A 20,853-nucleotide genomic window follows, 5' to 3' on the forward strand; every position below is an offset into this window, starting at 1 on the left:
GAGCATGTTCGGTCGGACATCACGCCTGCTGGGGGTCGGCCTCGCGGCGGCATGTGTCGTACAGATGCTGGTCGGCGCAACGCCGAGCTCCGCCCAGGACGAGACCTGCGCGGTCAAGTCGAAGCCCGCCGGGAAGGTGCTCCAGGGGTACTGGGAGAACTGGGACGGCGCGTCGAACGGTGTGCATCCGCCGCTCGGCTGGATCCCGGTCACCGACAGCCGCATCGCCCAGCACGGCTACAACGTGATCAACGCGGCCTTCCCCGTCATCCTCTCGGACGGCACCGTCCTGTGGGAGGACGGGATGGACTCCACCGTGAAGGTCCCGACCCCCGCCGAGATGTGCGGTGCGAAGGCGTCCGGACTCACCACCCTGATGTCCATCGGGGGCGCGGCCGCGGGCATCGACCTGAGCTCCAGCGCGGTCGCCGACCGGTTCGTCGAGACCGTGGTGCCGATCCTCAAGAAGTACAACTTCGACGGCATCGACATCGACATCGAGACCGGACTGACCGGCAGCGGCAACATCAACCAGCTGTCGGCCTCCCAGTCCAACCTCATCCGCATCATCGACGGCGTACTCGCCCGGATGCCCTCGAACTTCGGGCTGACGATGGCGCCGGAGACCGCCTATGTCACCGGCGGGAGCATCACCTACGGCTCGATCTGGGGCGCGTACCTGCCCATCGTGAAGAAGTACGCCGACAACGGCCGCCTGTGGTGGCTGAACATGCAGTACTACAACGGCAGCATGTACGGGTGTGCCGGCGACTCGTACTCCGCGGGCACGGTCGAGGGGTTCACCGCCCAGACGGACTGTCTGAACAAGGGGCTCGTCGTCCAGGGCACCACGATCAAGGTCCCGTACGACAAGCAGGTCCCGGGACTGCCGGCCCAGCCGGGCGCGGGTGGCGGTCACATGACGCCGGGGCAGGTGTCGCAGGCCTGGAACCACTACGGCGGCGCACTCAAGGGCCTGATGACCTGGTCACTGAACTGGGACGGCTCGAAGGGGTGGACCTTCGGGGACAACGTCAAGGCGCTCCAGGGCCGCTGAGCCTTCGGGGCACCGAGGGCCGGGCGGCTCCGCCGAGGTGGACGAAGCCGCCCTCGGGCCCTTCCGCCCGGCCGTGACGACGGCCGGGCGGAAGAGGGGCCGTACGGTCAGGAACGGGGCTCGGAGGCGTCCAGCATGGCGTCGCGCTCCACGACCTTGATCCGCTCGCGCCCCTGCTCGGCGCCCAGGGCCTTCTCGTGCGCGTCCAGGCGGTGCCAGCCCTCACGGGTGGTGTACCGGACGCCGCGCTCCTCCAGGAAGGCGGTGACGGCCTCCGGCTCGGGCCGGACCGGGGCGGGCAGCCGGCCCTCGGCCCGGTCCTCCAGCAGGCAGGCCACGGTCTCGTTGGCGTCGCCCTTGGTGTGGCCGATCAGGCCGATCGGACCGCGCTTGATCCAGCCCGTGACGTAGACCGAGGGCATGTGCTCCCCGCCGTCGACGACCCGTCCCGCCGCGTGCGGAACCGTGCCGGAGACCACGTCGAACGGGAGCTTGGGGAGTTCCTGCGAGTAGTAGCCGACCGCGCGGTAGACGCTCTGCACGTCCCAGTCGGTGAAGTTCCCGGTGCCCTTGACGTTGCCGGTGCCGTCCAGCTCGGTCCGTTCGGTGCGCAGGCCGACGACCCGGCCGTCCTCGCCCAGGATCTCCACCGGGGACTCGAAGAAGTGCAGGAACAGCTTGTGCGGCCGGTCGCCGACATCGCGGATGGCCCAGTTCTCCAGCGTGGAGGCCACCATGTTGGCCTGCTTGTTGCCGCGCCGGGTCTCGATCGAACCCGCGTCGTAGTCGATGTCCTCGGGGTTGACGATGACCTCGATGTTCGGCGAGTGGTCCAGCTCGCGCAGCTCCATCGGGCTGAACTTGGCCTGCGCGGGGCCGCGGCGCCCGAAGACGTGCACCTCAAGGGCCTTGTTGGCCTTGAGGCCCTCGTGGACGTTGGCGGGAATCTCGGTCGGCAGCAGTTCGTCCGCGGTCTTGGCGAGGATGCGCGCCACGTCCAGGGCCACATTGCCCACGCCGAGCACGGCGACCTTCTCCGCCTCCAGCGGCCAGGTGCGCGCCACGTCGGGGTGTCCGTCGTACCAGGAGACGAACTCCGCGGCGCCGTGGGAGCCGTCCAGGTCGCTGCCCGGGATGTCGAGCGCGCGGTCCGCGTCGGCGCCGGTGGAGAAGATCACGGCGTCGTAGAAGGACCGCAGATCGTCCAGGCCGATGTCGTTGGGGTAGTCGACGTTGCCGAACAGCCGCAGCTGGGGCTTGTCGAGAACCTGGTGGAGTGCCTGGACGATGCCCTTGATCCGCGGGTGGTCCGGAGCCACTCCGTAACGGATCAGACCGAAGGGGGCGGGCATCCGCTCGAACAGGTCGATCGAAACCCCCGGGTCCTGGGCGGCGTCGGATTTCAGCAGCGCGTCCGCCGCGTAGATGCCGGCGGGGCCGGCTCCGACTATGGCGACACGGACGGGGCGGGTCATCAGGTGCTGGTCCTTAGAACGACTGATGCGGGCAGTGCAGCTCAGGGTAAAGGTAAGGCTGGGCTTACCGTGCTCCCCGGGACACGTTATCCGTTGCCCGCCCGAGACCTCGGGGCGGTTCGCCCTGCGAGACATCCGGTCCCGTCGTCCGGTCCCCGGAAGCAGCCCCGCGCCACCCGGGTGGCGCGGGGAGTGATACGTCCAAGCGTGCGAGGTTCGCTCGAAGAATCGGACAAATGATGGCAGAGTGACCCACATGGATGATCGGGTAGCGGGTGCCCTGTCACTCCCGGACGACTGGCCCGCCCACCCGGATCTCAGCCTCGCCCTGAACCGTATGGGCAGCTTCGACTGGGACCTCGACAGCGGCCTCATGCACATGGACCGCCCCGCGCTCGACGTGTTCGACCTGCGGGCGGACGAGTACGACGACCGGCCGGAGTCGCTCGCGCGCCGGGTGCCGGCCGACGAAGGCGTACGCCTCGACGCCATGGTCGCGCAGGCGCTCAAGAGCGGGCAGAGCAATTACGGGGCGTACTTCAGGATCAGACGGCGGGACGGCGGCCTGCGCTGGACCCATACCCAGGGCTTCATCCGGCGGGACGGGACCGGCCGCCCGCACCGCATCATCGGCATCGTCCGCGACGCGACGCAGGAACTGGCCGACTCCACCGCCCGCCACGAGCTGGACCTCCAGCGGCGCCGCCGCACCAGCCTGGTCGACGGCACCACCGCGGCGCTGGCCCACGCCCGCACCGTCGGCGACGTCATCGAGGTGCTGAAGAACTCCCAGGGCCTGGCACACCTCGGGGCGACCAGCCTGGTGATGGGGCTGATGGAGGCCGGACGCATCCACCTGGTGGCCGACGGCCCGGAGGACTCGTTCGTGCCCGGCACCCGGTACACCCGGACGGACGAGCAGTACCCGATGAGCGAGGTCGTACGCACCCTCTCGCCCCGCTTCATCGAGTCCGCCACGGACTTCGCCACCTCGTACCCGATCCTGTGGCCCCACATCAGCCACCTCGGCATCACCTCGGCCGCCTATCTGCCGCTGATCGCCCAGGCCCGGCCCATCGGCGCGCTCGGCCTGCTCTACAGCGACAAGGACGGCTTCACCGGCGACGAACGCAATCTCCTGGTCGCGCTCGGCAGCTCCATCGCGCAGAGCCTGCAGCGGGCCATGCTGTACGAGCAGGAGCACGACCTCGCCGAGGGCCTCCAGCAGGCCATGCTGCCGCGCAGGATCCCGGACGTACCGGGGGCGCAGATCGCCGTCAGGTACCGCTCCGCACGGCTGGGCCGCGACATCGGGGGCGACTGGTACGACGTCATCCCGCTGCCCGGCGGCCGGGTCGGGGCCGTCATCGGGGACGTGCAGGGCCACGACACCCATGCCGCGGCCGTCATGGGCCAGCTGCGCATCGTGCTGCGGGCCTACGCGGCCGAGGGCCACAGCCCCGCGACGGTGATGGCGCGGGCCTCGGTCTTCCTGCACGAGCTGGACACGGAGCGCTTCGCGACCTGCACCTACGCCGAGGTCGACCTGACGACCGGGGTGGTCCAGCTGGTCCGGGCCGGCCATGTCGATCCGCTGGTGCGCGAGAGCGACGGAAACTGCCGCAGGCTGCCCGCGGAGGGCGGGCTGCCGCTGGGGCTCTCGGCCGAGTTCGGGCGGCTCGAGTACCCGGTCAGCACGGTGGAGCTGGACCCCGGCCAGACCCTGGTGCTGTTCACCGACGGTCTCGTGGAGCTGCCGGGCGCGGACCTCGACGAGGGCATGCAGCTGCTGACAGCCATGGTGCGCAATGGTCCGCAGGACCTCCAGCGGCTCGTCGACCGGCTCTGCGAGGCGGTCGACGAGCGCGGCGGCGAGGACGATGTCGCGGTCCTGCTGCTGCGCCGCAAAGCCGCCCACGCCCCCCAGCCCGGCGGCCGGCTCCAGCAGCATGTCGCGCAGAGCGACCCGGAGGCGCTGAGCTCCGCGCGCCACATGATCCGGGCGGCGGTTCGGGCCTGGGGCGCCAAGGCGCGGGCCGACGAGGTCGAGCTGGCCGCCGACGAGCTGATCACCAACGCGCTCATGCACACCGACGGCGGGGCCATCGTCACGATCCGGGTGCTCACCGGCCCTGAGCGACGGCTGCGGGTCGACGTCGAGGACCGCTCCAGCGCGCTGCCCAGGCGCCGGGACGCGGGCGAGGCCGGAGTGTCCGGGCGGGGGCTGATGCTGGTGGACCGGCTGGCGGACCTGTGGGGCGTGGAATCCCGGGGCAGCGGCAAGTGTGTGTGGTGCGAATTCGTCATCCCGGCACACGAGTGACAGAAACGTGCTTATCTACCCGACAGTAACAGAACGTAACATGTCTGTACTTGACCGTAACCGATCGCGAGCGATTGACTGCGACTCCGTCAGTCATTCTTTGTCTTCGAGGACATGAGGACCCGTTGGGAACTGAGCTGCTGGCACCGCTCGATCTGGCCTTCTGGCACCTCGAATCCGATGCCCATCCGATGCATCTCGGCGCACTCGCCGTCTTCTCCCCGGCCCCCGGCCCGGCGCCCGGCGCCGGTGCGGAGGCCGTGCTCGAACTGCTGGGCACCCGCGCCGCCGCCATTCCCCGGCTGCGGATGCGGGTCAGGGACGTACTGCTGCCGGTCGGCGGCGCGGCGTGGTTCGTGGACAAGGACTTCGACGTCCACCGGCACGTCCGGCGGGTGCGGCTGACCGGCGCGGAGTCGCGGGGCGAGGACGGGGAATTCATGGCGGGCGCCACCCGGCTCGCCGGTGAACTGATGGAGCGGCCCCTCGAACGGGGGCTGCCGCCCTGGCAGATGTACGTGATCGGCGGCGCCGACGGCGGCCCCTTCGCGGTGCTGGTCAAGCTTCACCACGCGCTGGCCGACGGAATGCGCGCGGTCGCCATCGGCGCCGGGATCTTCGACGAGATCGCCGCCGCCGGCCGTGCCCGCGGCGGGGCGTCCGCACGCCGGGCGCGCACCGTCCCGCCCCGCTCGTGGATGCCGGGACCGCGCCAGGTGGCCGGTCTCGCACTCGGCCGGATCGAGGATCTCGGGCGGGCCTTCGGTGTCGGTGCCTCCATGGTGCGGGCCAGCCGGCTCGACCCGCGAGGAGCGCCCGCACTCACCGCGAGCTCCAGCGGCACCCGGCGGCTGGCCACCGCGGACCTGGACCTCGAAGCGGTCCAGCGGATCCGCCGCGCCGCGGGCGGCACCACCAACGACGTGCTGCTCGCGATCGTCGCCGGAGCACTGCGCCGCTGGATGCGGGAGCGCGGCGAAGCGCTGCCCGACGAGGACCCGCGCGCCCTGGTCCCGGTCTCCCGCCGCAGGGCGGGCCAGGGCGCGGCGACCGGGAACAGGCTCTCCGCCTATCTGCTCGGGCTCCCGGTCGGTGAACCCGATCCATGGAAGCGGCTCGGCCGTGTGCGCACCGACATGGACCGCAACAAGGCCGCGGGTCCGCTCCGCGGCGCCGGGGCGGTCGCGGTGCTCGCCGACCAACTGCCCTCGCTGGCCCATCGCTTCGGGGCCCCGCTGGCCGGGAACGCGGCCAGGATGCTCTTCGACGTCCTGGTCACCAGCGTGCCCCTGCCGCGCTCGGCGCTCTCGCTGGGCGGCTGCCCGCTGCGGGCCGTCTATCCGATGGCGCCGCTGGCCCGCGGCCAGGCCCTCGCGGTGGCGCTGTCCACGTACGGCGGCCGGGTGCGGGTCGGGCTGGTGGCCGACGGCAAGGCGCTGCCCGATCTGGAACGACTGGCGCGCTGTGCCGACGAAGAGGTGGCGGAGCTGCTCGCGCTGCTGTCCACCCACTGAGCAGTCGGCACCTGATCGGTCATAGATCGGACATATTTCCGAGAGAATGCCGTAATCGGTAGTGCTGAAGGTGTTGACGCGCTCAAGTGATCCGATGAATATTCGCTGTGTGCAGGAAGCGATCATCGGGGAGGGCGGCGGAAGCATGCGGCGCAACAGACTGGGAAGCAGCGCGGTCGAGGTGACCGAGCTGTCCTTCGGGGCGGCCGCCATCGGCAATCTCTTCACCGCCGTCGAACCGGCGCGGGCGGCCGCCGCCGTCGACGCCGCCTGGGACGAGGGCATCCGCTACTTCGACACCGCGCCGCACTACGGACTCGGCCTCTCCGAACGGCGGCTGGGCGAGGCCCTGCGCTCCCGGCCCCGCGACTCGTACGTGCTGTCCACCAAGGTCGGACGGGTGCTCGATCCGCTGCCCGCCGGCTCCGGGGACGGCCCCGGCGGACTCTCCGAGGGCTTCGCCGTACCCGCCACCCACCGCCGGCGCTGGGACTTCAGCGCCGACGGCGTACGCCGCAGCATCGAGGACAGCCTGGAACGGCTCGGCCTCGACCGCATCGACATCGCCTATCTGCACGACCCGGACGACCACGCGCGGGCCGCCTTCCACGAGGCCTACCCCGCGCTGGAGCAGCTGCGTGCCCAGGGCGTCGTGGGAGCCATCGGCGCCGGGATGAACCAGACCGGGATGCTGACCCGGTTCCTGCGCGAGACGGATGTCGACGTGGTGCTCTGCGCCGGGCGCTACACCCTTCTCGACCAGTCCGCACTCGACGAACTGCTGCCCGAGGCGGCCGCCCGCGGTCGCGGCGTGGTCGTCGGAGGGGTCTTCAACTCCGGGCTGCTCGCCGACCCGCGCCCCGGTGCCACGTACGACTACACGGCCGCGCCCCTCTCGCTCCTGGACCGGGCGCTGCGCATCAAGGCCGTCACGGAGGGACACGGTGTCCCGCTGCGGGCCGCCGCGCTCCACTACCCGCTCGCCCACCCGGCGGTCGCCGGAGTGCTCGTGGGCACCCGCTCCCCGGACGAGGTGCGCGACGCCGCCGCCCTGCTCCGCCGCGAGATCCCGGACGAGCTCTGGGACGAGCTGCGTGCCGAGGGCCTGCTGACCGAGAACGGACACTGACATGAGAATCGCCCTGCACACCAAGGTCCGCGCCGACCGCATCGAGGAGTACGAGGCGGCGCACCGCGAGGTCCCGGCGGAGCTCACCGCCGCGATCCGCGCGGCGGGCGCCACCTCCTGGACGATCTGGCGCAGCGGCACCGACCTCTTCCACGTCATCGACTGCGAGGACTACGCCGCGCTCCTGGCCGAGCTGGAGCAGCTCCCCGTCAACGTGGCCTGGCAGGCCCGGATGGGCCAACTGCTCGACGTGGCGCACGACTACTCGGCCGACGGCGCCGGAGCAGGTCTCCCGGTCGCCTGGGAGCTGTGACATGACCGGGCAGGAACGGATCGTCGACGCCCACCACCATGTGTGGGACCTGTCGGTACGCGACCAGGACTGGATCACCGGCGACGAACTCGCCCCGCTCCGGCGCGACTTCACCCTGGCCGACCTGGAGCCCGAGGCGCGCGCCGCCGGGGTGCGGGCCACCGTCCTCGTCCAGACCGTCACCGTCGCGGAGGAGACCCCCGAGTTCCTGGCCCTCGCCCGGGACAGCGACCTCGTCGCGGGCGTCGTCGGCTGGTGCGACCTCACGGCCCCCGACGTCGCCGGCACACTGGACGCACTGCGCGAACTCCCCGGCGGCGACCGGCTCGTCGGCATCCGCCACCAGGTCCAGGGCGAACCCGACCCCGCCTGGCTGCTGCGCCCCGACGTGCGGCGCGGACTGCGCGCCGTCGCCGACGCCGGGCTCGTCTACGACCTCGTCGTCCAGGCCCGCCAACTCCCCGCCACCGTCCAGGCCGCGGCGCTGCTGCCCGAGCTGACCTTCGTGCTCGACCACGCCGGCAAACCACCCGTCGCCGCCGGTGAGCTGCACCCCTGGGCCGACGACATCAGGGCGCTGGCCGCCCGCCCCAACACCGTCTGCAAACTCTCCGGACTGGTCACCGAGGCCGATCCGCGCTCCTGGACCGTGAGCGACCTGCGCCCGTACGCGGACACCGTCCTCGACGCCTTCGGCCCCGACCGGCTGATGTTCGGCTCGGACTGGCCTGTCTGCCGGCTCGCGGCGACGTACGGGGAGGTGCTCGACACGGCCCGCGCCCTGACCGGCGCCCTCAGCGGAGACGAACGCGCCCGCGTCCTCGCCACCACGGCCGAACGGGTCTACGGCCTCCGATAGGCGCCGGGCCGAAGCTTCCGGCAGGCTGGAACCATGCCAGAACTGCCGGAAGTGGAAGCCCTGCGGGTCTTCCTCGACGACCACCTGGTCGGCAAGGAGATCGACCGCGTCGTGCCGCTCAACGTCAGCGTCCTCAAGACGTACGACCCACCGCCGGCCGCACTGCACGGCGCCACGGTCAGCGCCGTCGCCCGGCACGGCAAGTTCCTCGACATCGCGGCCGGACCGCTGCACCTGATCACCCATCTCGCCCGGGCCGGCTGGCTGCGCTGGAAGGACTCCTTCCCCGCCGCGCCGCCACGCCCGGGCAAGGGCCCCCTGGCGCTGCGCACCGTGCTCACCGGCGGCGACGGCTTCGACCTCACCGAGGCGGGCACCACCAAACGCCTCGCCGTGTACCTCGTGCACGACCCGGCCGAGGTGCCCGGCATCGCCCGGCTGGGCCCCGACCCCCTGGACGACTCCTTCGACCGCGACGCCTTCGCGGCACTGCTCGCCGGGGAGCGCCGCAGGATCAAGGGCGCGCTGCGCGACCAGTCCCTGATCGCGGGCATCGGCAACGCCTACAGCGACGAGATCCTGCACGTCGCGAAGATGTCGCCGTACCTGCTCACCGCGAACCTCACCGACGACCAGATCACCCGGCTCCACACGGCCATGCGCACCACGCTCCAGGACGCGGTCGCACGCTCCGGCGGACTGGCGGCCGGGAAGCTCAAGGCCGAGAAGAAGAGCGGGATGCGGGTCCACGGACGCACCGGCGAGGCCTGCCCCGTCTGCGGGGACACCATCCGCGAGGTGTCGTTCAGCGACTCCTCGCTCCAGTACTGCCCGACCTGTCAGACCGGCGGCAGACCGCTCGCCGACCGCCGGCTCTCCAGGCTGCTGAAATGACCCGCCGGTGGGCGCGGGCCGGCCGGCCCGCGAAGAAGCGGTGAATCACCCGGCGCCGTGAGCCCGTGCGCGCTCTACACTCCGGCCCATGCTGCGCGTACTCGCCGTCGACGACGAAGAACCCGCCCTGGAGGAACTCCTCTACCTCCTGCGCGCCGATCCCCGGATCCGCAGCGCCGAGGGCGCCACCGGGGCCACCGAGGCGCTGCGCCGCATCGGCGGTGCCGTCGAGGCGGGCCGGGACGACCCGGCCGCCATCGACGTCGTGTTCCTGGACATCCACATGGCGGGTCTCACCGGCCTCGACGTGGCCCAGCTGCTGGCCGGCTTCGCCGCGCCTCCGCTCATCGTCTTCGTCACCGCCCACGAGGACTTCGCCGTCCAGGCCTTCGACCTCAAGGCCGTCGACTACGTCCTCAAGCCCGTACGCCGCGAACGCCTGGCCGAGGCGGTGCGCCGGGTCGCCGAACAGGTCGGGGACCGCTCCGCGCCCGTACTCGACACCGCCGGCGACCAGATCCCGGTGGAGCTCGGCGGGGTCATCCGGTTCGTCCCGATCGACGACATCGCCTACGCCGAGGCCCAGGGCGACTACGCCCGGCTGCACACCGCCACCGGCAGCCACCTCGTCCGCGTCCCCCTCACCACCCTGGAGGAACGCTGGCGCACCCGCGGCTTCGTCCGCATCCACCGCCGCCACCTCGTCGCCCTCGGCCGGATCGACGAACTCCGCCTCGACGCGGGCAGCATGAGCGTCCGCATCGGCACCGCGGAGCTCGCGGTGAGCCGCCGCCACACCCGGGCGCTGCGCGATCTGCTGATGCGCCGGACCGGCCGCTGACCAGGGCCTCCGGGGGTCCGGCCCTTCCCACGGCGGTCCGGTGCTGCGTACACTCCGGGCCCATGTCCGCAGAGCCAGCGCCCCGGCGCGAAGTGGTGACGGGGGAGCCCCGGCGGGTGCGTCCGCTGCCGCGCTACCGCACCCAGTCGGAGATCGACGAGCAGACCGCACTCGGCGGCGCGTACGTCCGGTCGCTGATGCGCAGCCAACTGCGGGCCGGACTGACCGCGTTCACCGTCCTCGCCGTGGTCGTCGGGACGCTGCCGCTGGTTTTCGAGGCCCTGCACAGCGCCGCGCTCGTCTGGGCCGTCCTCGGCTTCGCCGCCTATCCACCGCTCACCCTGATCGCCTGGTGGTACGTGCGCCGGGCCGAACGCAACGAACGCGACTTCGCCCGGCTCGTGGAAGGCCGCCCCACGCCGTGAGCCGTACGTATGCGGTGGCGGCGGTCGCCGCCGTCGTCCTCGCGACCGTCCTCGTCGGCGGATTCGGACTGCGCATCTCCCGCACCACCTCCGACTTCTACGTCGCCTCGCGCACCGTGCGGCCCCGGCTCAACGCCGCGGCCATCAGCGGCGAATACCTCTCCGCCGCCTCCTTCCTCGGCATCGCGGGCCTGGTGCTGGTGCACGGCCCGGACATGCTCTGGTACCCGGTCGGATACACCGCGGGCTATCTGGTGCTGCTGGTCTTCGTCGCCGCACCGCTGCGCCGCTCGGGGGCGTACACACTGCCCGACTTCGCCGAGGGGCGGCTGGAATCGCGGCAGGTGCGCAGGCTGGTCAGCGTCTTCGTCGTCGCGGCGGGCTGGCTCTACCTCGTACCGCAGCTCCAGGGCGCGGGGCTGACGCTCAAGATCCTCACCGGGGCGCCCGGCTGGCTCGGCGACGTACTCGTGGCGTCCGTCGTCGTCATAGCCGTCGCCGCGGGCGGCATGCGGTCCATCACTTTCGTCCAGGTGTTCCAGTACTGGCTGAAGCTCACCGCGCTCCTGGTCCCCGCGATCTTCCTGGTGCTCGCCTGGCAGGACGACGGGAGCCCCCGGGTCACCTTCGACGAGCAGCTCTCCGTCTTCCGCGCGGACCACCCGCTGTACGCCACCTACGGGCTGATCGTCGCGACCTTCCTCGGCACCATGGGCCTGCCGCACGTCGTCGTCCGCTTCTACACCAGCCCCAACGGCCGCGACGCCCGCCGCACGACGGTCGCCGTCCTCGCACTCGTCGGAGTCTTCTACCTGCTGCCCCCGGTGTACGGAGCCCTCGGCAGGCTGTACGCCCCCGAACTGATCCACGGCGGGGACGCGGACGCCGCGGTGCTGCTGCTGCCCGGGCGGCTCGTCGGCGGGCTCGGCGGGGACCTGCTCGGCGCGCTCATCGCGGGCGGCGCCTTCGCCGCGTTCCTGTCGACCGCCTCCGGGCTCACCATGGCCGTCGCCGGAGTCATCACCCAGGACGTGCTCCCCTCGCGCGGGGTACGGCACTTCCGGCTGGCCACCGTCCTCGCCATGTGCGTACCGCTGGCCGGTTCGCTGATGGTCAGCCGGGTGCCGGTCGCCGACTCCGTGGGCATGGCGTTCACCGTCTCCGCGTCCTCCTTCTGCCCGCTGCTGGTCCTCGGCATCTGGTGGCGGCGGCTCACCCCGCCCGGCGCCATCGCCGGACTGCTGCTCGGCGGCGGCTCCGCGTTCCTGTCCGTCGCCATCACCGTCAGCGGCGCGGTGCGCCCACCCGGCTGGCCGCACGCACTGCTCGCCTGGCCCGCCGTCTGGTCGGTGCCGGTCGGCTTCCTCGCGATGGTCCTGGTGTCCCTCGCCACCCCCGGCCGGATACCCGCCGGCACCAACGCGGCCATGACCCGCTTCCACCTCCCGGAAACCCTGTGAGGGCCCGGCAGCGGGCCCTCACGACATCGGGGAGGCACCGATGACCGGAGCCGGATACGCCGTACTGGTCCTGCTCGCCCTCCTGCTCCTCGGCGCGGGGTTCCTGCTCGGCCGCCGCACCGCACGCCCCCTGCGCACCAGCGACGTCGGGACCCCCGTCGAACACGCCACCTTCGAGACGCTGCACACCGCCTCGCTCGCCGCGCCCCCGCTGCGCGCCGGGCTCACCGAGGAGAGCGCCCGCAGATCCGCCCGCAGGCTGCGCTCGCTGCTCGGCACCGAAGCGCTCTGCCTCACCGACCGCGAACGGGTGCTCGTCTGGGACGGCGAGGGCGAGCACCACGGCCGCCACGTCATGGACCAGGTGCGGGGCCTTCTCGCCAGCGGCCGGGACACCGCCTTCCGCAGCGACTGCGACGACCTCGACTGCCCGCTGCGCTGGGCCGTCGCCGTGCCGCTCACCGTCGACAACCGGGTGCTGGGCAGCCTGATCGCCTACGCGCCGCGCGAATCCGCGGTGCTGGCGAGAGCCGCCGGAGAGGTGGCCCGCTGGGTCTGCGTACAGCTGGAACTCGCCGAACTCGACCGCTCCCGCACCCAGCTCATCGAGGCCGAGATCAGGGCGCTGAGGGCGCAGATCTCCCCGCACTTCATCTTCAACTCACTGGCCGCCATCGCCTCGTTCGTCCGCACCGACCCGGAACGCGCCCGCGAACTCCTGCTGGAGTTCGCCGACTTCACCCGCTACTCGTTCCGCCGCCACGGCGACTTCACCACCCTCGCCGACGAACTCCACTCCATCGACCAGTACCTGGCACTCGTACGGGCCCGCTTCGGCGAACGGCTCGCGGTCACCCTCCAGATCGCCCCCGAAGTACTGCCCGTCGCCCTGCCGTTCCTCTGCCTCCAGCCACTGGTCGAGAACGCCGTCAAGCACGGCCTCGAAGGAGCCGTGGCCGTGCCCCGGGACGCCGGCTCCGTACCGGCGGGGGAGACCCCGACCCGTATCACCATCAGCGCCTTCGACGCCGGCTCCGAGGCCGAGGTCGTCATCGAGGACAACGGCACCGGAATGGACCCGGAACGGCTGCGCCACATCCTGCGCGGCGAGGGCGGCCACTCCACCGGGATCGGACTGCTCAACGTCGACGAACGGCTGCGCCAGGTGTACGGGGACGACTACGGACTCGTCATCGAGACCGGCATCGGTGCCGGGATGAAGATCACGGTGCGGCTGCCGAAGTACCGTGCCGGGGTGCACGGTTCCTGACCGGCGGGCCGGTCGCCGCTCAGTGGAGATGGATCGCCAGATGCCCCAGCGGAAGGCCCAGCTGCCAGGCCGGCGTCCACACCTGGGCCGTCTCCTCCGCGTCCGGTTCGTCTCCCACCGCCTCCCACGGCGGCGCACCGATCGCATCGAGGTCGGCCGCGAGCAGTTCGGTCTCCTCCAGCCAGCGCCAGGCCGCGCGGGCCATGGCCAGATCGGGATCCGCACCGGCCGGCCCGGCCGCCGGGACCGCGCCGAGCGTGTCGAGCCGCTCCCGGACCCAGCCGCACCACGCCGCTCCGTACGCCGTCAGCAGGCGCAGCTCGTCCAGCCGGGCCGCGGGCAGCGCATCGGGCACCGCACCCTCGGAGAGGAAGACGGTGAGCGCGAGGGCGTCGCGGCCCGCGCGGTACTCCAGTGTGGACGGCTCCATCAGATTGCCGGTCCGCAGCATTTCATCGGCGATGTACTCCGCGTACATCCAGGCCATCGGGACCAGCAGACCGTTCCCACTGGTTCCGTCCTGACGCTCCGGGCGCATCCCGTCTCGCCTCTTTCTCTGTTCGGCACCGCGCTTCACGGAGCATTGAACCGGGGGAGTGCGGCCCGCGTGGCCAGAAGGACAGGATCCGTTCACGACACGAGGATGCGATGACCTCCGATCCCGGGAAGGGCCCCCACATGCGGCATGTGCTCGGCGCCTACGTACTCGACGCGCTCACGGCCGGCGAGACCCGAACGGTCTCCTGTCATCTGCAGTCCTGCGACCGCTGCGCCGCAGACTACGTGGCGGTCGCGGAGGCCGTCTCGCTGCTCGCCCTGCTGCGCGAGGAGGACCTGCTGGAGTAACCGGGCAGATTGCGGGAGAGCTGACGCAGTGCGTAGTAGGAGCGGGACTTGACCGTGCCCGCCGGGATGCCGAGCACCCGGGCCGTCTCCTCCACGGTGAGCCCGCGGAAGTACATCTGGACGAGGACCGCGCGGTGTTCCGGGCTGAGGGTGCGCACCGCGTCGCGCACATCGAGGGCCGAGACCGCGGCCTCGGCGGTGTCCTCCCCGGTCGCGGTGGTCTCCAGCACCGCGTCGCCGACCTCGGCCGGACGCGCCTGCCTGGAGCGGCGGGCGTCGATGGCGAGCCGCCGCGCGACCGTGAAGAGCCAGGGCCGCATCGAGTCGTACGGGGCGTCGAAGGCCTCCGGATGCTGCCAGGCCCGTACCAGCGTCTCCTGGAGCAGGTCCTCGGCCCGCTGCCGGTCGCCGAAGGTCAGACCGAGCAGGAAGTGGAGGAGGGCGGGCCCGTGTTCCCGCTGGAGCTCCGCGAGGGCCCGCTCATCGGTCGTCGTGGTGGTCATCGTGAACGCCCTTTCCGCCGAGGTCCTGCCGTTGCGCTGCCGACTGGCGTATACGAACGCATCGGGGCGCCGAGGAACAGGAGGTGGGCGGCTCCGTGCGACGAGCGGTCGCACAGTGCGGCGAATGGTGCGGTGAACGGTCGGGCGGCGGCCGGCGCGGTGGGCACACGGGCGCCGGACAGCCGCGGTACACCGGGTCAGCCCGTACCCGTATCCGTCGCGGGCGCCTTCGCCATCTCCGACTTCCGGTACGAGTAGCCGAAGTAGATGACCAGACCGATCAGGAACCACACCACGAACCGCACCCAGGTCTGCCACTGCAGGAAGGTGATCAGCCAGACCGAGAACACCACCCCGAGGGCCGGGACGAACGGCATGCCGGGGGTACGGAAGGTGCGCGGCAGGTCCGGCTGCTTGTAACGCAGCACGATCACCGCGATGCACACCACGACGAACGCCAGCAGAATACCGATGTTCGTCAGCTCGGCCGCCTCGCCGATCGGGAGGAACCCTGCGATCAGGGCCGAGGCGAAACCGACGATCCAGGTCACCCGGGTCGGCACGTGCCGGGTCGGGTGAGTCTTGGCGAACCACTTCGGCAGCAGCCCGTCACGGCTCATCGAGAACCACACCCGGGTCACGCCGAGCATGAAGGTGAACATCACCGTGAGGATGCCGATGATCGCGCCCACCGCGATCACATCGGCGAGCCGGTCGAGCCCCACGGACTTGAAGGCCGTGGAGAATCCGGACTCCGGATCGATGTCCTTGTAGCTCTGCATCCCCGTGAGCACCAGACACGCCGCCACATAGAGCACCATGGAGATCCCGAGGGAGTACAGGATCGCCTTCGGCATATGGCGCTGGGCGTCCTTGGACTCCTCGGCGGCCGTCGACATGGCGTCGTAACCGAACACCGCGAAGAACACCGTGGCCGCACCGGTGAAGGCCCCGCTGATCCCGAACGGGAAGAACGGGGAGTAGTTGGCGGTGTTGATGTGGAACATGCCGACGCCGATGACCAGCAGGACGACCAGGACCTTCAGGACGACCACGATCGTCTCGAAGCGGGCCGCGTTCCTGATCCCGAGAGTCAGCAGATACGCGACGAGCAGACAGAGCAGTGCGGCGAACAGGTCCACCTTGTGGCCGTCGCCGGTGCCGGGCGCGCCCAGCATCCACTTCGGTACTTCGAGCCCCATCTCCCCGAGCAGGAAGCTGAAGTAGCCGGAGATGCCGATCGCGACCACCGCCACGATCGCCGTGTACTCCAGCAGCAGGTCCCAGCCGATGAACCAGCCCACCAGCTCGCCGAGCACCGCGTAGCCGTAGGTGTAGGCGGAGCCGGCCTTCGGGATCAGGCCGGCGAACTCCGCGTAGCTGAATGCGGCCGCCGCGCTCGCCACACCCGCGATCAGGAACGAGACCAGGACGGCGGGGCCGGCGGTGCCGTTTGCCACCGTGCCGGCGAGGGTGAAGATGCCCGCGCCGATGATGCCGCCCACGCCGATGGCGGTGAGCTGCCAGAGTCCGAGTGTTCTGGTGAGCTGAGTGGAGGCCTCTCCCGCGGCCCCCTTCTCGTCGATCTGCTCGATCGGCTTGCGGCGCAGCACACCCTCGCCCACTCGGAGCCTTGCCATGAGTCACCTCTTCGCTGACGGCTGTCCCTGACGGGCGCTCATGATGGCTCAGGCGGGGCCGGTGCGGAAGACGGCGTGCCGTCCGGCGGAGCGGAGGATTCCGGGACGCTTACGGGACCACCGTGACGGGCCAACGGCCCGCCTTCACCAGCCGGATCGCGACCGAGCCGATGAACCGGTGGCCCGCCGACTCCGAGGCTCCCACGACCACGGCATCCGCCTTCAGCTCGTCCGCCGCGGTCACGAGGCCGTTGTACGGGTCGCCGCGAAAGGTGTGGAACTCCCAGCGCACGTCCCATATGTCCTTCATCCGGTGCGTCGCTTCCCGGATCTCGCTCACCAGCCCCTCCGCGACCTCACCGGTCGTGTCGGCGACCGGGGCGCCGAGAGCGGCCCCGGCGGGCAGCACGGGCTGGACGTACACGAGGGCGAGCACGGCGCCCTGGCGGCGGGCCAGTCCCGCAGCGTAGGCCGCGGCACGCATGGAGGAATCGGACCCGTCCAGGCCTGCGACGATCACTTTCGGGCCGTCTGTGCCACGTTCGAACTGATGAGGCTGCGGTTCTGTCACGGCAGTGAGGCTATCCGCTGCCCGGTCCGCCCCCGTAGCGGGCTGCGGCACGGCCTCGTCGGAAGCTGCCGGATGGCGTGCCGGAGATCCCTCCATTGGGTGCAAACCCCTCGTCGGCCGGTGTCGATGACAAGAGCGGGACCACCGCCGTGCGAGCAGTAGGTCATGAAAAATGATCAGAGGCTGCCGGGACGCAGGGCACTGCTGCGGCTGGCCGCCGGACTCGGTGCGACCGCCGCCGTGCACACGATCGCAGCGAATCCGGCCGGAGAGGAGCTCCGGGCCACCGCATCGCCCTCGGCCGGGGCGGCCGGACCCCCGTCTGCCTTCCGGGCGGGGCCCGCCGCCTACCGGCTCCAGCCCATGACCGCGGGTGCCCCGCCCCGCTTCCGGCCGACCCCGCCGCCCGTCCGCACGAGGCCCTTCGAGGAGCTGCCCGGGATCGGGCACGCCATGGTGCTCACCTTCGACGACGGGCCCGACCCGCTCTACACCCCGCACATCCTCGCGACCCTGCGCGAACACGATGTCCGCGCGATGTTCTTCGTCTGCGGAGAGATGGCCAACGACAACCAGAACCTGGTGCGGGCCATCGCCGACGACGGTCACACCATCGGAAACCACTCCTGGACCCATCCCCTGGTCACCAGGCTCTCCCGGGCCGGCGTCCGCGACGAACTGGGCGCCACCAGCGAGGTCATCGAGAAGATCACCGGCGCTCCGCCGCTCTGGTTCCGGGCACCGTACGGGGCGTGGAACCGCAACTCCTTCGAGATCGGTGCCGACCTGGGCATGGAACCGATGGCCTGGACCGTCGACACCCTGGACTGGACCGAACCCGGTGTCGGCACCATCGTCCGCCGCGTCCGGGACGGGGCCGCACCCGGCGTCGTCGTGCTGTCGCACGACGCGGGCGGCGACCGTTCGCAGAGTGTGACGGCGCTCCGCCGCTACCTGCCCGAACTGCTCGACGAGGGCTACCGGATCACGGTGCCGCAGCGCCGTTGAGCCGACGGCGCCCCGGGTCCCGCGACAGGACCCGGGGCGACTTCTCGTCCGGTCGGCGCACCGCCCCTGCTCTCAGTGCGCGCGGCTCTCCCCGCGACGGCGTGCCAGATACACGGCGCCGGCCGCCGCGATCACCGCCAACGCCGTTCCGGCGGCGGTCTTCACGGTGCCGGTCGTGCCGATGCCGCCGCCGGGCCCGCTCCCCGCACCGGCCGCGGCCACCGTGGCACCGGTGGTGGGCGCGTGCGAGAGCGCGGCGATCGTGAGACCGGACCTCGCGGGGGAGTCGGGCGACGTGTCGCAGATGAACGTCACTTCGTAGGAGGCGCCGGGTCTCGCGTCCCAGTCGACCGTGGCCGCGACGGAGCGGCCGGTGGGAATGGTGACGGTGTCGAAGACGCCCGAGCCGGCGGTTGCGGTGGTACGGCACCCCCGGGCGGCCAGGGTGACCTGGCTTCCCGGCGTGATCACCGACGGAGTGACGGTGAATCCGGTCGCGGAGGACGCGCTCCCCGGCCGCGCCGCGTCCGCGATCGCGGACGGAGCGGTCAGGGCGAGTGCGGCGCCGAGCAGGGCGACGGGTGCGACACGTATTGCGGCGCGCATGGGTGAGTCCTCCGGGTCCCCGAGGAGCACTTGCGGAACGAGTTTCCACAAAGTGTCAGAAATGCACCTCGACCCGCCAGACGCTAGGAGTCGCGCAGGGTGCCCGCGATCGGAGTGCGCCGCCCGGGGCACCGGCTTCGCCCGAGCGGCGCATCACCCGTGTTCCGGCGGATCGCTATCCGCCCGCGGCGCGCGGGAACAGATCGAGGAACGGCGCCGCGGTGGCCGAGATCTCCCGCCCGAAGGGGGAGTCGAAGTCCCAGATCAGGAAGAGCAGAAAGGCGATCAGGACACTGAAGAGGCCGGCCAGCAGCAGTTCGCGGAAGGTCCTGCGGATCTGCAGCGTGAACAACAGCCCGACGGTCACCAGGGCTCCGATGATCAGGCCGAACCAGACCACGCCCGGCATGGTCGCACCGGCGCTCTGGCCGCGTGCGCTGCGTGCGTCGTCGGCCGCGGCCACCTCGTCGACCAGTGGCTGATATGCCTGCCCCTCGTGGTCGTTCTTCGGCCGGTACTGGGTGACGTCGGCGCGCACCCGGTCCAGGAGGCGGGTCCCCTCGGCGGTCAGCGTGCCGCGCTCGCTCATCGCCCGCCACTCGTCGTGGACGACGTGGTGGACATAGGCGTCGACGTCCGCGCGGATACGGGAGCGGACCTCGGCCGGGTAGACGGCGGAGCGGGCCTGCACCTCGTGCAGGGCCTGGGCCTCCAGGCGTACGTACTCCTGGGCGGCGCCGCGGCCCTCCCAGACTCCCGCGATGGCGAGGCCCAGCACGATCGCGTAGACCACGCCGATCATCATCGTCATGTACTCGATGACGTCAGGAGTCTCGGACGGGTCGTCGTCCTCCCCGACCCGGCGGTTGTTGAGCACGGCGATGGTCAGGACGACGGCGCTCGCCGCGACCATGGCGAGAGCGAGAACAAGCCATTCCGACATGGTGATCCTCCGGAGGTCAGCGGGAGCGTGGACGCAGTACGGCGACGGCGAACACCGCGGGCGCGGTGATCACCAGGGTGAGGGTGACCAGGGAGGTGCCGTGCCGGACGGCCTTGCGTGCCGGCTTGTGGTAGGAGGGCAGGGCCACGGGCCGGGGCGATGGCGGTGCGGGGCGTGCCGAGGGTGTGGGCGGGGGTGTCGGAGTGGGCGTAGGGGTGGGCGTGGGCGTCGGTGCAGGCAGCGGGGGTGCGGGCTCCGGCTCCGGTCGCGGTGGCGCGGGTGGCGGTGGGGGAGGAGGAGGGGGCGGAGTCGGCGAGGGCGGAGGGGGGGGGGGCGGCGGTCGCGGTGAGGGCGGTGGCGTCGGCTCGGGCATCGGGCCCGCGTGGCAGCTGCCGTCGCCCGACGTGGCGACCGACGAACTGCCGCCGTTCTCACCGATGGAGGCGTATGCGCAGCTGTCCGCGACCGCGGGCGTCGGGGTGCTCAGCAGCCAGAGCAGGGCGACGGCTGCCGTGAGCCGTCCTATGAGTGATCCGTACACGACCGGGAGCATGTTCCGGCCGCTCGCGGGACACGCGGTGGGAAGACGTGATTCGCCTGATGGTGGGGACATGGGGCGGCGGATGTTTGCCGCCGGGGGAAGTCATGAGGCCCTGGTGAACCGAGCGGGCACGCGGTCCGTGCCAGAAGCGGCGGTTGAAGCGGGCGCGATCCGCAACCTGGTTGTCCGGTTCGTGAGTTGACGCGGTCTCCAGGCCGAACCCCTTGCCTGCCCTGCGGCGGACGGTGGTCCGGCGCGGGGGTCGTCCGGTCGGTGCGGCAGGCCGGCGCGGTGACTGCCAACATGGAGCGAACGGCTATTGCCGCATTGGTAAAGAATGCTGCCAATCACGTCGCCGCCAAGTGATTTGCCACCCGCAATCGGTCCGGCGGAGTCAAGTGGCAGGACATCGGCCGCCATCCGGTCCAGACCTTTTTCCGCGATGTGAAACCGGTTGTATGACCGGCTACTTCAACGGCCGAGGTGTGAGCGGTGCAGGGTATCGCCGGCATCGCGCGACGCCTCCCCCGGAGCGGTCCGATGCCGAATGTCACCCGTAGCGACGGGCCGGTTGCACATGCCACTGGTGTGTGACCAATAACGGACGGCTAATTTCCGTTTCCGCTCGCTCTCTT

Annotated in this window: 21 protein-coding genes; 13 read left to right on the forward strand and 8 right to left on the reverse strand. The window is 71.3% G+C overall.

Annotated elements, in window-relative coordinates:
• Window positions 1–4 precede the first annotated feature (4 nt).
• A complete protein-coding gene (locus tag ACWCPY_RS05190; RefSeq protein ID WP_451263190.1) occupies window positions 5–1,057 on the forward strand; it encodes a chitinase in 1,053 nt (350 codons plus the stop codon).
• A gap of 107 nt (window positions 1,058–1,164) precedes the next feature.
• Here ACWCPY_RS05190 and ACWCPY_RS05195 read toward each other — a convergent pair whose 3' ends face one another.
• Window positions 1,165–2,532 carry an FAD-dependent oxidoreductase gene (locus tag ACWCPY_RS05195; protein ID WP_451262947.1) on the reverse strand — a complete coding sequence of 456 codons (1,368 nt, stop codon included), beginning with the start codon at window positions 2,530–2,532 and terminating at the stop codon, window positions 1,165–1,167.
• A gap of 256 nt (window positions 2,533–2,788) precedes the next feature.
• Here ACWCPY_RS05195 and ACWCPY_RS05200 point away from each other — a divergent pair, with 256 nt between their 5' ends.
• The 10 genes from ACWCPY_RS05200 (at window position 2,789) to ACWCPY_RS05245 (ending at window position 13,560) form a co-directional block, all read left to right on the forward strand.
• Entirely contained in the window at window positions 2,789–4,855 is a 2,067-nt protein-coding gene (locus ACWCPY_RS05200) for a SpoIIE family protein phosphatase (RefSeq protein ID WP_451262948.1), read from the forward strand.
• A gap of 125 nt (window positions 4,856–4,980) precedes the next feature.
• Complete coding sequence (locus tag ACWCPY_RS05205; protein ID WP_451262949.1) at window positions 4,981–6,369, forward strand: wax ester/triacylglycerol synthase family O-acyltransferase; 1,389 nt, start codon at window positions 4,981–4,983, stop codon at window positions 6,367–6,369.
• 145 nt (window positions 6,370–6,514) lie between these two features.
• Entirely contained in the window at window positions 6,515–7,498 is a 984-nt protein-coding gene (locus ACWCPY_RS05210) for an aldo/keto reductase (protein ID WP_451262950.1), read from the forward strand.
• A 1-nt stretch (window position 7,499) separates the two neighbouring features.
• On the forward strand, window positions 7,500–7,811 hold the full coding sequence (locus ACWCPY_RS05215) for an L-rhamnose mutarotase (RefSeq protein ID WP_451262951.1): 312 nt from the start codon (window positions 7,500–7,502) through the stop codon (window positions 7,809–7,811).
• Between the two features lies 1 nt (window position 7,812).
• Entirely contained in the window at window positions 7,813–8,670 is an 858-nt protein-coding gene (locus tag ACWCPY_RS05220; RefSeq protein WP_451262952.1) for an amidohydrolase family protein, read from the forward strand.
• Between the two features lie 33 nt (window positions 8,671–8,703).
• The gene (locus ACWCPY_RS05225; protein ID WP_451262953.1) at window positions 8,704–9,564 is read left to right on the forward strand and encodes an Fpg/Nei family DNA glycosylase; all 861 of its coding nucleotides are present in this window, start codon (window positions 8,704–8,706) and stop codon (window positions 9,562–9,564) included.
• 88 nt (window positions 9,565–9,652) lie between these two features.
• On the forward strand, window positions 9,653–10,405 hold the full coding sequence (locus tag ACWCPY_RS05230; protein WP_451262954.1) for a LytR/AlgR family response regulator transcription factor: 753 nt from the start codon (window positions 9,653–9,655) through the stop codon (window positions 10,403–10,405).
• A gap of 62 nt (window positions 10,406–10,467) precedes the next feature.
• Window positions 10,468–10,830: a COX20 family protein gene (locus ACWCPY_RS05235; protein ID WP_403774662.1), complete on the forward strand. Its 363-nt coding sequence runs from the start codon at window positions 10,468–10,470 to the stop codon at window positions 10,828–10,830.
• On the forward strand, window positions 10,827–12,290 hold the full coding sequence (locus ACWCPY_RS05240) for a sodium/solute symporter (protein WP_451262955.1): 1,464 nt from the start codon (window positions 10,827–10,829) through the stop codon (window positions 12,288–12,290). The genes ACWCPY_RS05235 and ACWCPY_RS05240 overlap by 4 nt, the downstream gene beginning before the upstream one ends.
• Window positions 12,291–12,330: 40 nt before the next feature.
• Complete coding sequence (locus ACWCPY_RS05245; protein ID WP_451262956.1) at window positions 12,331–13,560, forward strand: sensor histidine kinase; 1,230 nt, start codon at window positions 12,331–12,333, stop codon at window positions 13,558–13,560.
• Between the two features lie 19 nt (window positions 13,561–13,579).
• On the opposite strand, the gene ACWCPY_RS05250 is transcribed toward ACWCPY_RS05245, so the two are convergent.
• The gene (locus tag ACWCPY_RS05250) at window positions 13,580–14,098 is read right to left on the reverse strand and encodes a hypothetical protein (RefSeq protein ID WP_451262957.1); all 519 of its coding nucleotides are present in this window, start codon (window positions 14,096–14,098) and stop codon (window positions 13,580–13,582) included.
• A 110-nt stretch (window positions 14,099–14,208) separates the two neighbouring features.
• Here ACWCPY_RS05250 and ACWCPY_RS05255 point away from each other — a divergent pair, with 110 nt between their 5' ends.
• A complete protein-coding gene (locus ACWCPY_RS05255; protein WP_451262958.1) occupies window positions 14,209–14,406 on the forward strand; it encodes a zf-HC2 domain-containing protein in 198 nt (65 codons plus the stop codon).
• Here the strand turns inward: ACWCPY_RS05255 and ACWCPY_RS05260 are convergent.
• From ACWCPY_RS05260 to ACWCPY_RS05270, 3 genes are all read right to left on the reverse strand, one after another.
• The gene (locus tag ACWCPY_RS05260; protein WP_451262959.1) at window positions 14,340–14,909 is read right to left on the reverse strand and encodes a sigma-70 family RNA polymerase sigma factor; all 570 of its coding nucleotides are present in this window, start codon (window positions 14,907–14,909) and stop codon (window positions 14,340–14,342) included. The two genes, ACWCPY_RS05255 and ACWCPY_RS05260, sit on opposite strands and share 67 nt — an antisense overlap.
• Window positions 14,910–15,106: 197 nt before the next feature.
• Window positions 15,107–16,549: an amino acid permease gene (locus ACWCPY_RS05265; protein WP_451262960.1), complete on the reverse strand. Its 1,443-nt coding sequence runs from the start codon at window positions 16,547–16,549 to the stop codon at window positions 15,107–15,109.
• Between the two features lie 109 nt (window positions 16,550–16,658).
• Window positions 16,659–17,120, reverse strand: a complete 462-nt coding sequence (locus tag ACWCPY_RS05270; RefSeq protein WP_451262961.1) for a universal stress protein — start codon at window positions 17,118–17,120, stop codon at window positions 16,659–16,661.
• Between the two features lie 165 nt (window positions 17,121–17,285).
• On the opposite strand from ACWCPY_RS05270, the gene ACWCPY_RS05275 reads away from it, so the two are divergent.
• On the forward strand, window positions 17,286–18,128 hold the full coding sequence (locus ACWCPY_RS05275) for a polysaccharide deacetylase family protein (RefSeq protein WP_451262962.1): 843 nt from the start codon (window positions 17,286–17,288) through the stop codon (window positions 18,126–18,128).
• A gap of 72 nt (window positions 18,129–18,200) precedes the next feature.
• Here ACWCPY_RS05275 and ACWCPY_RS05280 read toward each other — a convergent pair whose 3' ends face one another.
• The 3 genes from ACWCPY_RS05280 to ACWCPY_RS05290 form a co-directional block, all read right to left on the reverse strand.
• Entirely contained in the window at window positions 18,201–18,734 is a 534-nt protein-coding gene (locus ACWCPY_RS05280) for a hypothetical protein (protein WP_451262963.1), read from the reverse strand.
• 175 nt (window positions 18,735–18,909) lie between these two features.
• Window positions 18,910–19,677 (reverse strand): bestrophin-like domain, encoded by a 768-nt coding sequence (locus tag ACWCPY_RS05285; protein WP_451262964.1) that lies wholly within the window; start codon window positions 19,675–19,677, stop codon window positions 18,910–18,912.
• A gap of 16 nt (window positions 19,678–19,693) precedes the next feature.
• Window positions 19,694–19,825, reverse strand: a complete 132-nt coding sequence (locus ACWCPY_RS05290; protein WP_451262965.1) for a hypothetical protein — start codon at window positions 19,823–19,825, stop codon at window positions 19,694–19,696.
• Window positions 19,826–20,853: the final 1,028 nt, after the last annotated feature.

Source organism: Streptomyces sp. NPDC002403, assembly GCF_053593015.1.

Bases quoted from the DNA above. Each gene is read 5' to 3' on its own strand.
- ACWCPY_RS05190 (WP_451263190.1), top strand. From the start codon at position 5: ATGTTCGGTCGGACATCACGCCTGCTGGGGGTCGGCCTCGCGGCGGCA.
- ACWCPY_RS05195 (WP_451262947.1), bottom strand. From the start codon at position 2,532: ATGACCCGCCCCGTCCGTGTCGCCATAGTCGGAGCCGGCCCCGCCGGC.
- ACWCPY_RS05200 (WP_451262948.1), top strand. From the start codon at position 2,789: ATGGATGATCGGGTAGCGGGTGCCCTGTCACTCCCGGACGACTGGCCC.
- ACWCPY_RS05210 (WP_451262950.1), top strand. From the start codon at position 6,515: ATGCGGCGCAACAGACTGGGAAGCAGCGCGGTCGAGGTGACCGAGCTG.
- ACWCPY_RS05215 (WP_451262951.1), top strand. From the start codon at position 7,500: ATGAGAATCGCCCTGCACACCAAGGTCCGCGCCGACCGCATCGAGGAG.
- ACWCPY_RS05220 (WP_451262952.1), top strand. From the start codon at position 7,813: ATGACCGGGCAGGAACGGATCGTCGACGCCCACCACCATGTGTGGGAC.
- ACWCPY_RS05225 (WP_451262953.1), top strand. From the start codon at position 8,704: ATGCCAGAACTGCCGGAAGTGGAAGCCCTGCGGGTCTTCCTCGACGAC.
- ACWCPY_RS05230 (WP_451262954.1), top strand. From the start codon at position 9,653: ATGCTGCGCGTACTCGCCGTCGACGACGAAGAACCCGCCCTGGAGGAA.
- ACWCPY_RS05235 (WP_403774662.1), top strand. From the start codon at position 10,468: ATGTCCGCAGAGCCAGCGCCCCGGCGCGAAGTGGTGACGGGGGAGCCC.
- ACWCPY_RS05245 (WP_451262956.1), top strand. From the start codon at position 12,331: ATGACCGGAGCCGGATACGCCGTACTGGTCCTGCTCGCCCTCCTGCTC.
- ACWCPY_RS05250 (WP_451262957.1), bottom strand. From the start codon at position 14,098: ATGCGCCCGGAGCGTCAGGACGGAACCAGTGGGAACGGTCTGCTGGTC.
- ACWCPY_RS05255 (WP_451262958.1), top strand. From the start codon at position 14,209: ATGACCTCCGATCCCGGGAAGGGCCCCCACATGCGGCATGTGCTCGGC.
- ACWCPY_RS05260 (WP_451262959.1), bottom strand. From the start codon at position 14,909: ATGACCACCACGACGACCGATGAGCGGGCCCTCGCGGAGCTCCAGCGG.
- ACWCPY_RS05265 (WP_451262960.1), bottom strand. From the start codon at position 16,549: ATGGCAAGGCTCCGAGTGGGCGAGGGTGTGCTGCGCCGCAAGCCGATC.
- ACWCPY_RS05275 (WP_451262962.1), top strand. From the start codon at position 17,286: ATGAAAAATGATCAGAGGCTGCCGGGACGCAGGGCACTGCTGCGGCTG.
- ACWCPY_RS05280 (WP_451262963.1), bottom strand. From the start codon at position 18,734: ATGCGCGCCGCAATACGTGTCGCACCCGTCGCCCTGCTCGGCGCCGCA.
- ACWCPY_RS05285 (WP_451262964.1), bottom strand. From the start codon at position 19,677: ATGTCGGAATGGCTTGTTCTCGCTCTCGCCATGGTCGCGGCGAGCGCC.